Genomic DNA, 9,443 nt, shown 5'->3' with positions numbered 1-9,443 from the left:
AGCTCCAGAAGCCCCGCCGGGCAGCCTGCAGCGCCGCCAGGAAGGGCGCCTCAGACGGCCCGCGGCGGCCCGCGGGGCGGCAGTGGCGCAGCGGCACGGACCGCAAAGGGGGCCGCGGGAAACGGGCGCACAGCGTGCGCAGCAGGGCGCACGCCGGACTCCAGCGCCCGCGCCGCCGGCGGCGGCGCGCCGACCGAGGCACACAGCGGACAGTCCAGCGTATGGCCCGGCACCTGCTGGGCGCCCTCTTCCGCCTTCACCACCAGCTTGAACGCCCCTGCGCCGGAGCAGATCAGCTCCAGGGCCTGCGGACGGACCATCGGCGACGCCACGGCCGCCCCCAGGGTCAGCACAAACCACGCTAGCACCAGCCGGGTGAACCAGCGGCAGCTGCGAAGGGTTTGCGCAAGAGGGGCGGCCATGGGCTGTTGATTGTAGGCGGCGGCCTTCGCCAGGGCGCCCCCGCCCGCCCACTCCATGACGCAGGTCATGTGCGCGACGCCCGGTGCGGTGCCCGCCGCCTACGATGGCGCCCTTCCCCCACCTTCCAACCAAGAGCCTTCAGGAGACACCATGCTGACGCTTTGCGGATTTTCAGCCAGCAACTACTACAACAAGGTCAAGCTCGCCCTGCTCGAAAAGGGCGTGCCTTTTACCGAAGAGCTTGCCTGGGTCGGCGAGACCGATCGCTCGGCCAGCCCCTTGGGCAAGGTGCCTTACCTGCGCACGCCGCAGGGGCCGCTGTGCGAATCGGCCGTGATGGCCGACTACCTGGAGGCCGCCTACCCCGCGCAGCCGCTGGTGCCCGCCGACCCCTTTGCCGCCGCCAAGGTCCGCGAGCTGGTCACGTTCCTGGAACTGCACCTGGAGCTGGTCGCCCGCAATCTCTATCCCCAGGCCTTCTTTGGCGGCAGCGTGAGCGAATCCGCCCGCGAGAAGGTCGGCCGGCAGCTTGAGAAGAACATCGCGGCATTTGCCCAGCTGGCCCGGTTCAGCCCCTTTGTGGCCGGCAACAGCTTCACCCTGGCCGACTGCGCCGCCATCGTGCACCTGCCGCTGGTCAGCTCGGCTACCAAGATCGTCTACGGACGCGACTTCCTGGCCGACCTGCCCGTGCGCGACTACCTGGCCCGGATGGGCGAGCGCCCCCACGTGCAGCGCGTGAACGCCGACCGCAAGACCAACACCGCCGAAATGCTGTCCCGCCCGCCCAAGCACTGAACGGCCTGCCCCGGCCGCGACGGGCGTGCGGCGGCAAGAAGGCTTGACTTCCGTCAACGCCCGGCAGCACCCACGGGCGCACCATAGGCCTATTGCACCTTTGGAGACACCCATGGATTCCACCCAAGCCGCCCCGTTCCGCCAACAACTCCTCGCGCAGCGCGCTGCGCTGCTTGCCCAGTTGGCCGAACAGCGTGGAGGCGCCATCGGGCGCGCCGAGGCGGCCGCCAACCATTTCGCGCCCTCCGGGGATCCCCGGGCGCAGCAGGCCACCGAACGGGAACTGGAGTTCGCCATCGACGAGCATGAAACGGCGCACCTGACCGCCGTCGTGGCTGCGCTGGAGCGCATCGAAGCCGGCACCTACGGCGAGTGCGTCGACTGCGGCGCAGACATCCCGGCCGCCCGGCTGCAGGCCACGCCGGAAGCCGCACGCTGCGTGCCGTGCCAGCAGCAGACGGAACAGCACCACCGCGCCGCCTGAGCCCGCGCCGCGCACACCCAGCCCTTGCGCCGCCGCGGCGCTGGGCGCCGGGCACCGGCAGCGGGCGCGGGCCGCGGGCCCTGGCGCCGCAACGGGGCTGCTATCCTCGGCAGCCTATGCGCAGCCTTTTTCACTTGGCCTTTCATGTGACCGACCTGGACGCCGCCCGGCGCTTCTATGGCGGCGTGCTCGGGTGCCGCGAAGGCCGCAGCACCGACACCTGGGTGGATTTCGATTTTTTCGGCCACCAGATCTCGCTGCACCTGGGCCGGCCGTTTGAAACCACCCTGACCGGCCGCGTGGGCGACCACCTGGTCCCGATGCCGCACCTGGGCGCCATCCTGGAACTGCCGGACTGGCAAGCCCTGGCGGCGCGTCTGCAGGCTGCGGGCACGGCCTTCGTGATGGAACCGCAGGTGCGCTTCGCCGGGCAACCCGGGGAGCAGTGGACGATGTTCTTCCGCGACCCGAGCGGCAACCCGCTGGAAATCAAGGGCTTCCGCTCGCTGGACACGGTCTACGCCCGATGAGCTACACCTTCGCGTCGGCGACGATCCTGCTGCTGCTCATCACCGATCCGCTGGGCAACATTCCCATCTTTGCCAACGCCTTGCGCGGCGTGGCGCCGGAGCGGCGGGCCCGCGTCATCGTGCGCGAGGTGCTCATCGCCTTCGCGCTGCTCCTGGCGTTCCTGTTCTTTGGCGCCCAGTTCCTGCAGGTCATGAACCTGAGCGACCTCTCGCTGCAGATTGCGGGCGCCGTGGTACTGTTCCTGATCGCGCTGCGGATGATCTTTCCGGCCGCCGCCGGCCCCGAGACGGAGCCGCCCGGCGAACCGCTCATCGTGCCGCTGGCCATCCCGGCCCTGGCCGGTCCTTCCGCCCTGGCCACCGTGATGCTGCTCGTGGCGCAGGCGCCCGAACGGCGCCTGGAATGGGTGGGGGCGCTGTGCGTCACCATGGCCGTGTGCGCCGTGGTCCTGCTGCTGGCCGAGCGCATCCAGCGGCTCGTCGGCGAGCGCGTGGTCATGGCGTTTGAGCGCCTGATGGGACTGATCCTGGTGGCCATCGCGGTGGAGATGCTGATCCGCGGCATCAAGCAACTGGCCCACCAGCTGTAGCGAACGCCTGGCCGCTTCCGGCCACAGGCGCGCGCTCAGCGCCGCTGCAGCAGCGGCACCGCTCCCAGGGCAAAGACGGAGTTTGGCACTCCCACCCGCGCCATCAGCGGCCGGGGCTTCGCCGGGAGCTTCTTGGAGGCGGCGGCCGGTGCAGCGGGAATCTCCTCCACCGCTACCCCTTTGGACAGCTGCTGCTCCACCAGGCTCTGGAGCGTGACCGACTGCAGGTACTCCATCACGCGCGCGTTGAAGCTGGTCCACAGCTCTCCGGTCATCGAGCGCACACGCGCCGCCTGGCCGGATTCCAGGCTCTGCAAGTCATCGGCCTTGAGGCTCTCGACGGCCAGGATGATGTCCGCCACCGAAATCTGCTCCGGGCTGCGGGCCAGCGTGTAGCCGCCGCCGGGGCCGCGCGTGCTGTCCACCAGCCCGGCGCGGCGCAGGCCGCTGAACAGCTGCTCCAGGTAGGACAGCGAGGTGCCCTGGCGCGTGCTGATGGTCGACAAGGCCACGGGCCGCGCCTTCTGGCGCAGCGCCAGATCGGTCATGGCCGACACGGCCAGTTGTCCTCGGGTCGTAATCCGCATGGTGCTACTCCTTATGGCAATGGCGGCCCGTTCCCGGTGCAGGCCGCATCGGCGGGCCGCCATGGACCAATGTAGAGCGTTTGACACTTCGCGTATATTCGCTTTATCGTTCTCAATACCCCTATTTTTCTCGAAGTATTACTGTGTGAACTTCAAGCACCTGCGCTACTTCTGGACCGTGGCCAAGGCCGGTGGCGTCATGCGCGCCAGCGAGCAGCTGCACACCACACCCCAGACGCTGTCCGGCCAGATCCGCCAGCTGGAGGAGTGGCTGGGCCACGATCTTTTTCGCAAGCGCGGGCGGGGGCTGGAGCTCACCAGCGAGGGCCGCATCGCGCTGGGCTATGCCGACCAGATCTTCGCCCTGGGGGATGAGCTGGAGGGCGCCATCCGCCTGGCCCGCAGCCAGGAGCGGCCGCTGGAGTTCCGGGTCGGTGTCGCGGACTCCCTTGCGAAGTCCGTCGTGTACCACTTGCTGGAGCCGGCGCTCGGCATGCCGCAGCAGGTGCACATGACCTGCCAGGAAGGCAAGTTTCCGGAGCTGATCGCCCAGCTGAGCCTGCACCGGCTGGACCTGGTGCTGGCCGACGAGCCCGTCTCCCGGAAGATCGGCGTCAAGGCCTTCAACCACCCCCTGGGCACCAGCAGCCTGAGCTTCCTGTGCGCCCCGGCCTTGAAAGCCCAGCTCCAGGGCACGTTCCCGGAATGCCTGCACGCGGCCCCCATGCTCATCCAGGGCCCCATGTCGTCCGTGCGGCAGCAGCTCGACCATTGGCTCAACCGGTACCGCCTGCAGCCGCGCATCGTGGGAGAGTTTGACGACAGCGCGCTGATGAACGCCTTCGGCCGGGAAGGCCGGGGCGTCTTCACGGCCCCTACCGTGCTGGAAGCCGAAACCACCGCCCAGTTCGGCGTTGAAGTCATTGGCCGCACGGCGGAACTGGTGGAAGAGTTCTTCGCCATATCCGTGGAACGCAGGATCACCCACCCCTGCGTGGCCGCCATCACCCGGGCCGCCCGCGGAGCGCTGTTTGCCGCGGAGTAGCAGGCACAGCACGCCCCCAGCACAGCGCACCGGCCCGCTGCGCGCAAAAACAAAAAAGCCCACTGAAAAGTGGGCTCCTTGCGCAGCGCTTGCTGCGGGTATTTGGTTGCGCGAGAAGGATTTGAACCTCCGACCTTTGGGTTATGAGCCCAACGAGCTACCAGACTGCTCCATCGCGCGGCAAGAAATAAATTATACCCTATTATTCTGCGGCTGCCGAATTATTTTCACCTTCGGCACGGTCCACCAGTTCCACCAGGGCCATGGGCGCATTGTCACCCACGCGGAAGCCCATCTTCAGGATGCGGGTGTAGCCGCCGGGACGGGTCTTGAAACGGGGGCCCAGGTCGCTGAACAGCTTGGTCACGCTGTCACGGTCGCGCAGGCGGTTGAAGGCCAGGCGGCGGTTTGCCAGGGAGTCTTCCTTGGCCAGGGTGATCATGGGCTCGATCACGCGGCGCAGTTCCTTGGCCTTGGGAACAGTGGTCTTGATGACTTCGTGCTCGATGAGCGAGTTCATCATGTTCTGCAGCATCGCGAGGCGGTGCGAGCTGGTGCGGTTGAGTTTGCGGAGGCCGTGTCCGTGGCGCATGGTGCTTTCCTTCTACTGTCTATGTAATTAAATCGGGCAGCCGTATCAGGTACTTCCCGACGCACGGTTCCCTTGGGCATCGCGCCCCGGGGAACAAAAAGTCCCCCTTGCGGGGGACTTGGAAACCGGACTCCCCATTTCTGGGAAGCCCGCGATTATAGAGCGCGCGCTTAGCGCTTGTCCAGGCCGGCGGGCGGCCAGTTCTCGAGCTTCATGCCCAGCGTGAGGCCACGCGAAGCGAGCACTTCCTTGATTTCGTTGAGCGACTTGCGGCCCAGGTTGGGGGTCTTGAGCAGCTCGTTCTCGGTGCGCTGGATCAGGTCGCCGATATAGTAGATGTTCTCGGCCTTCAGGCAGTTGGCGGAACGCACGGTCAGTTCCAGCTCGTCCACAGGACGCAGCAGGATCGGATCGAACGTGGGGCTGCCGCGCGGGCCGGCCGGCGCGTCGAAGGCGGCCAGCTCGCCGCCTTCCAGCTGGGCGAACACCGCCAGCTGCTCCACCAGGATCTTGGCGGAAGCACGCACGGCGTCTTCTGCCGTGATGGCACCGTTGGTCTCGATTTCAACTACGAGCTTGTCCAGGTCGGTGCGCTGCTCCACGCGGGCACTTTCCACCGTGTAGCTCACGCGCTTGACGGGCGAGAACGAGGCGTCCAGAACGATGCGGCCAATCGACTTGGTCGATTCGTCCGCGTAGCGGCGCATGCTGCCCGGCACATAGCCACGGCCCTTCTCCACCTTGATCTGCATGTCCAGCTTGCCACCAGCGGACAGGTTGGCAATCACATGGTCCGGGTTGACGATTTCCACGTCGTGGGGAGTCTGGATGTCCCGGGCGGTGACCACGCCCTCGCCGTCCTTTCGCAGGCTCAGGGTGACTTCGTCGCGGTTGTGCAGCTTGAACACCACACCCTTGAGATTCAGCAGGATGTTGACCACATCTTCCTGAACGCCGTCGATGGACGAGTACTCGTGGAGGACCCCTGCGATGGTGACTTCCGTCGCTGCGTAACCCACCATGGACGAGAGCAGGACGCGCCGAATGGCATTGCCCAGCGTGTGGCCGTAACCACGCTCGAACGGCTCCAGTGCGACCTTGGCCCGGTTGTGGCCAAGCTGTTCGACATTGATCGCCTTGGGTTTCAGCAAATTGGTTTGCATTCAGACTTCCTCTCAATACCCCCAGCTCGTTACACCGGTAAGGCTGGTGAAGCGCCTAAACCGCGATGCCTCGCGGTTCAGGGACGGTTTGCTTGAAATACTTGCGTACTCTACGGATTAGCGCGAGTACAACTCAACGATCAGCGATTCGTTGATGTCGGCACCGAACTCATCACGGTCCGGAACCTTCTTGAACACGCCTTCGGCCTTGTCTGCGTTCACTTCCACCCATGCAGGCATGCCAACCTGGGCTGCCAGTTGCAGGGCTTCCACCACGCGGGCTTGCTTCTTGGACTTTTCGCGCACAGCCACCACGTCGCCGGCCTTGACCAGGTACGAAGCGATGTTCACCGACTTGCCGTTCACCGTGATCGCCTTGTGCGACACCAGCTGACGGGCTTCCGCGCGGGTAGAACCAAAACCCATGCGGTACACCACGTTGTCCAGACGGGACTCGAGCAGGAACAGCAGGTTGGCGCCGGTGTTGCCCTTCTTGCTGTCGGCCGCTTCGAAGTAACGGCGGAATTGCTTTTCCAGCACGCCGTACATGCGCTTGACCTTTTGCTTTTCGCGCAGTTGCAGACCGTAGTCGGAGGTGCGTGCGCCCGAGGTGCGGCCATGCTGGCCGGGCTTGGAGTCGAACTTCGACTTGTCGGCGATCGAGCGGCGGGCGCTCTTCAGGAACAGGTCGGTGCCTTCACGGCGGGAGAGTTTGGCCTTGGGGCCGAGGTAACGTGCCACTTGAGCTTCCTTTGTGTCATCTGCCGCAAACCATTGCGGGAGCCGCCTGGAGCGCTTGCGCGTACCCAGGCGGCGGTGGGCTTAGAGAAAAATTAGATACGGCGGCGCTTTTGGGGGCGGCAACCGTTGTGGGGCACGGGCGTCACGTCCGAGATGGAAGTGATGCGGATGCCCAGAGCTCCCAGGGCGCGAACCGAGGATTCACGGCCGGGACCGGGACCCTTGATTTCGACGTCGAGGTTCTTGATGCCTTGTTCAATGGCAGCGCGGCCGGCCACTTCCGAAGCTACCTGCGCGGCGAACGGAGTGGACTTGCGCGAGCCCTTGAAACCCTGGCCACCCGACGAGGCCCACGACAGTGCATTGCCCTGGCGGTCCGTGATCGTGATGATGGTGTTATTGAACGAAGCGTGCACGTGGGCGATGCCGTCCGAAACGTTCTTGCGAACCTTCTTGCGGACGCGCTGGGCTGCGTTGTTGGCAGGAGACTTGGCCATGTTGATCTTTCAATCTCTTTATTTCTTCAGTGCAGCAGCACCCTTGCGCGGACCCTTGCGGGTGCGGGCATTGGTACGGGTGCGCTGACCACGCATGGGCAGACCGCGGCGATGGCGGAAGCCACGATAGCAGCCGATGTCCATCAAACGCTTGATGTTCATCGTGGTTTCGCGGCGCAGGTCACCCTCGATGGTGAACTGCTCGATTTGCTCGCGAATTTTTTCCAGGTCGCCGTCCGTCAGATCCTTGATCTTCTTGGAATAAGCGATGCCCGTTGCTTCGCAGATCTTGCGAGCGCGGGTGCGACCGATGCCATAAATGGCGGTCAAACCGATTTCCGCGTGCTTGTGCGGCGGAATGTTAATGCCAGCGATACGTGCCATATGCGTCCTCTAATACTTTCCAATCAACCTTGGCGCTGCTTGTGACGCAGATCCGTGCAGATCACGCGCACCACACCCTTGCGGCGGATGATCTTGCAGTTGCGGCAGATTTTTTTGACCGAAGCCGAAACTCTCATTGCATTCTCCTAAAACTTTTCCATCGTCCCGGCTGCTTCGCACGGAACACACACTGTGCCCGCGAAACGTGGGGCCTTCACTTAACCGATATCTAGCCTGCAGGCAGTGCCGCCACCGCGACGCCTGCCTTGTCCTATGCATCAACCGCCCGCGCCGCCTTTGAAGTTGGCTTTCTTGAGCAGCGATTCATACTGCTGCGACATCATGTAGTTCTGCACCTGGGCCATGAAGTCCATGGTCACCACCACGATGATCAGCAGCGATGTTCCACCAAAGTAGAACGGTACGTTGTACTTCAAGATCAGGAACTCCGGCAGCAGGCACACGAAGGTGATGTACACCGCGCCTGCCAGCGTCAAACGAACCAAGATCTTGTCGATATAGCGAGCAGTCTGCTCACCGGGACGAATCCCGGGAATGAACGCGCCGCTCTTCTTCAGGTTGTCCGCCGTCTCACGGCTGTTGAACACCAGCGCCGTGTAGAAGAAGCAGAAGAAGACAATGGCCGCCGCGTAGAACATCACATAGATGGGCTGACCAGGCGTCAGCGCACCGGAAATGTCCTTCAGCCAGCGCATCGACTCGCCCGCACTGAACCAGTTCACCACCGTGGCCGGCAGCAGGATGATCGACGAAGCAAAGATCGGCGGAATCACCCCGGCCATGTTCAGCTTGAGCGGCAGGTGCGACGACTGGCCGCCGTACACCTTGTTGCCCACCTGACGCCGCGCATAGTTCACCAGGATCTTGCGCTGTCCCCGCTCCACGAACACCACGAAGTAGGTCACCAGGGCCACGACGAGGACGATGAAGATGGCGGCCAGGATGCTCATCGCACCCGTGCGGACCAGCTCAAGAAGGCCCCCGATGGAACTGGGCAGGCCTGCCGCGATCCCCGCGAAGATCAGGATCGAGATCCCGTTGCCCAGGCCCCGTTCGGTGATCTGCTCGCCGAGCCACATCAGGAACATGGTGCCTGCCGTGAGGCTGACCACCGCCGTCAGGCGAAAGCCAAAGCCCGGGCTCAGCACCAGACCTGCGGAGCTTTCCAGCGCCACCGCAATCCCCAGCGACTGGAACAAGGCCAGGGCCAGCGTTCCATAGCGGGTGTACTGCGTGATCTTGCGACGGCCGGCTTCGCCCTCCTTCTTCAACTGCTCAAAGGTCGGCACCACGTAGGTCATCAGCTGCATGATGATCGATGCCGAGATGTACGGCATGATCCCCAGCGCAAACACCGTGAAGCGCGAAAGCGCCCCGCCCGAGAACATGTTGAACAGGTTCAGGATCCCGCCTTGCTGGCCACTGAACAGCTGCTGAAGTTGGGCTGGATCGATGCCGGGCACGGGGATATGCGCCCCGATGCGGTATACGACCAGCGCCAGCAACAGAAAAACCAGTCGGCGACGCAGATCGCCGAATTTGCCGGTCTTTGCGATTTGAGCCGCGCTAGTAGCCACAGATGCCTTCC

Annotated in this window: 14 protein-coding genes and 1 tRNA gene; 5 read left to right on the top strand and 10 right to left on the bottom strand. The window is 64.5% G+C overall.

Annotated elements, in window-relative coordinates:
• Positions 1-50 precede the first annotated feature (50 nt).
• Positions 51-422, bottom strand: a complete 372-nt coding sequence (locus ACOYR3_RS03690; RefSeq protein ID WP_422845141.1) for a DUF2946 family protein — start codon at positions 420-422, stop codon at positions 51-53.
• Between the two features lie 151 nt (positions 423-573).
• Here ACOYR3_RS03690 and ACOYR3_RS03685 point away from each other — a divergent pair, with 151 nt between their 5' ends.
• The 4 genes from ACOYR3_RS03685 to ACOYR3_RS03670 all read left to right on the top strand — a co-directional run bounded on the left by ACOYR3_RS03685 (position 574) and on the right by ACOYR3_RS03670 (position 2,825).
• A complete protein-coding gene (locus ACOYR3_RS03685; protein WP_422845140.1) occupies positions 574-1,221 on the top strand; it encodes a glutathione S-transferase in 648 nt (215 codons plus the stop codon).
• 112 nt (positions 1,222-1,333) lie between these two features.
• Positions 1,334-1,705 carry a TraR/DksA family transcriptional regulator gene (locus ACOYR3_RS03680; RefSeq protein WP_422845139.1) on the top strand — a complete coding sequence of 124 codons (372 nt, stop codon included), beginning with the start codon at positions 1,334-1,336 and terminating at the stop codon, positions 1,703-1,705.
• A 116-nt stretch (positions 1,706-1,821) separates the two neighbouring features.
• Positions 1,822-2,235, top strand: coding sequence for a VOC family protein (locus ACOYR3_RS03675; protein WP_422845138.1), 414 nt, complete (start codon positions 1,822-1,824; stop codon positions 2,233-2,235).
• Positions 2,232-2,825 (top strand): MarC family protein, encoded by a 594-nt coding sequence (locus ACOYR3_RS03670; RefSeq protein ID WP_422845137.1) that lies wholly within the window; start codon positions 2,232-2,234, stop codon positions 2,823-2,825. The genes ACOYR3_RS03675 and ACOYR3_RS03670 overlap by 4 nt, the downstream gene beginning before the upstream one ends.
• 35 nt (positions 2,826-2,860) lie before the next feature.
• On the opposite strand, the gene ACOYR3_RS03665 is transcribed toward ACOYR3_RS03670, so the two are convergent.
• Positions 2,861-3,412, bottom strand: coding sequence for an Rrf2 family transcriptional regulator (locus tag ACOYR3_RS03665; RefSeq protein WP_422845136.1), 552 nt, complete (start codon positions 3,410-3,412; stop codon positions 2,861-2,863).
• A 145-nt stretch (positions 3,413-3,557) separates the two neighbouring features.
• Here ACOYR3_RS03665 and nhaR point away from each other — a divergent pair, with 145 nt between their 5' ends.
• Entirely contained in the window at positions 3,558-4,457 is a 900-nt protein-coding gene (gene nhaR, locus ACOYR3_RS03660) for a transcriptional activator NhaR (protein WP_422845135.1), read from the top strand.
• A gap of 103 nt (positions 4,458-4,560) precedes the next feature.
• Here nhaR and ACOYR3_RS03655 read toward each other — a convergent pair.
• The 8 genes from ACOYR3_RS03655 to secY form a co-directional block, all read right to left on the bottom strand.
• Positions 4,561-4,637 (bottom strand) — tRNA-Met (locus ACOYR3_RS03655).
• A gap of 22 nt (positions 4,638-4,659) precedes the next feature.
• Positions 4,660-5,049 carry a 50S ribosomal protein L17 gene (gene rplQ / locus ACOYR3_RS03650; protein ID WP_422845134.1) on the bottom strand — a complete coding sequence of 130 codons (390 nt, stop codon included), beginning with the start codon at positions 5,047-5,049 and terminating at the stop codon, positions 4,660-4,662.
• A 170-nt stretch (positions 5,050-5,219) separates the two neighbouring features.
• Positions 5,220-6,212, bottom strand: coding sequence for a DNA-directed RNA polymerase subunit alpha (locus ACOYR3_RS03645; protein WP_422845133.1), 993 nt, complete (start codon positions 6,210-6,212; stop codon positions 5,220-5,222).
• Positions 6,213-6,329: 117 nt separating this feature from the next.
• Positions 6,330-6,953 carry a 30S ribosomal protein S4 gene (rpsD, locus tag ACOYR3_RS03640; RefSeq protein ID WP_296018432.1) on the bottom strand — a complete coding sequence of 208 codons (624 nt, stop codon included), beginning with the start codon at positions 6,951-6,953 and terminating at the stop codon, positions 6,330-6,332.
• Between the two features lie 92 nt (positions 6,954-7,045).
• Positions 7,046-7,450 (bottom strand): 30S ribosomal protein S11, encoded by a 405-nt coding sequence (gene rpsK, locus ACOYR3_RS03635; RefSeq protein WP_011793799.1) that lies wholly within the window; start codon positions 7,448-7,450, stop codon positions 7,046-7,048.
• A gap of 18 nt (positions 7,451-7,468) precedes the next feature.
• Positions 7,469-7,834, bottom strand: coding sequence for a 30S ribosomal protein S13 (gene rpsM, locus ACOYR3_RS03630; RefSeq protein WP_291489366.1), 366 nt, complete (start codon positions 7,832-7,834; stop codon positions 7,469-7,471).
• 23 nt (positions 7,835-7,857) lie between these two features.
• Positions 7,858-7,971: a 50S ribosomal protein L36 gene (gene rpmJ / locus ACOYR3_RS03625; RefSeq protein WP_005793651.1), complete on the bottom strand. Its 114-nt coding sequence runs from the start codon at positions 7,969-7,971 to the stop codon at positions 7,858-7,860.
• A gap of 141 nt (positions 7,972-8,112) precedes the next feature.
• Positions 8,113-9,432, bottom strand: coding sequence for a preprotein translocase subunit SecY (gene secY / locus ACOYR3_RS03620; RefSeq protein WP_422845132.1), 1,320 nt, complete (start codon positions 9,430-9,432; stop codon positions 8,113-8,115).
• Positions 9,433-9,443 lie beyond the last annotated feature (11 nt).

It is taken from the genome of Acidovorax sp. M2(2025) (assembly GCF_049330835.1).
GTDB lineage: Bacteria > Pseudomonadota > Gammaproteobacteria > Burkholderiales > Burkholderiaceae_C > Acidovorax.
Note: the sequence above shows the minus strand (reverse complement) of the source record. Positions and strands in the feature narration are given on the sequence as shown.

Excerpts from the sequence above, each read along its gene's own strand:
- ACOYR3_RS03690 (WP_422845141.1), bottom strand. The coding sequence starts at position 422 with ATGGCCGCCCCTCTTGCGCAAACCCTTCGCAGCTGCCGCTGGTTCACC.
- ACOYR3_RS03685 (WP_422845140.1), top strand. The coding sequence starts at position 574 with ATGCTGACGCTTTGCGGATTTTCAGCCAGCAACTACTACAACAAGGTC.
- ACOYR3_RS03680 (WP_422845139.1), top strand. The coding sequence starts at position 1,334 with ATGGATTCCACCCAAGCCGCCCCGTTCCGCCAACAACTCCTCGCGCAG.
- ACOYR3_RS03675 (WP_422845138.1), top strand. The coding sequence starts at position 1,822 with ATGCGCAGCCTTTTTCACTTGGCCTTTCATGTGACCGACCTGGACGCC.
- ACOYR3_RS03670 (WP_422845137.1), top strand. The coding sequence starts at position 2,232 with ATGAGCTACACCTTCGCGTCGGCGACGATCCTGCTGCTGCTCATCACC.
- ACOYR3_RS03665 (WP_422845136.1), bottom strand. The coding sequence starts at position 3,412 with ATGCGGATTACGACCCGAGGACAACTGGCCGTGTCGGCCATGACCGAT.
- rplQ (WP_422845134.1), bottom strand. The coding sequence starts at position 5,049 with ATGCGCCACGGACACGGCCTCCGCAAACTCAACCGCACCAGCTCGCAC.
- ACOYR3_RS03645 (WP_422845133.1), bottom strand. The coding sequence starts at position 6,212 with ATGCAAACCAATTTGCTGAAACCCAAGGCGATCAATGTCGAACAGCTT.
- rpsK (WP_011793799.1), bottom strand. The coding sequence starts at position 7,450 with ATGGCCAAGTCTCCTGCCAACAACGCAGCCCAGCGCGTCCGCAAGAAG.
- rpsM (WP_291489366.1), bottom strand. The coding sequence starts at position 7,834 with ATGGCACGTATCGCTGGCATTAACATTCCGCCGCACAAGCACGCGGAA.
- rpmJ (WP_005793651.1), bottom strand. The coding sequence starts at position 7,971 with ATGAGAGTTTCGGCTTCGGTCAAAAAAATCTGCCGCAACTGCAAGATC.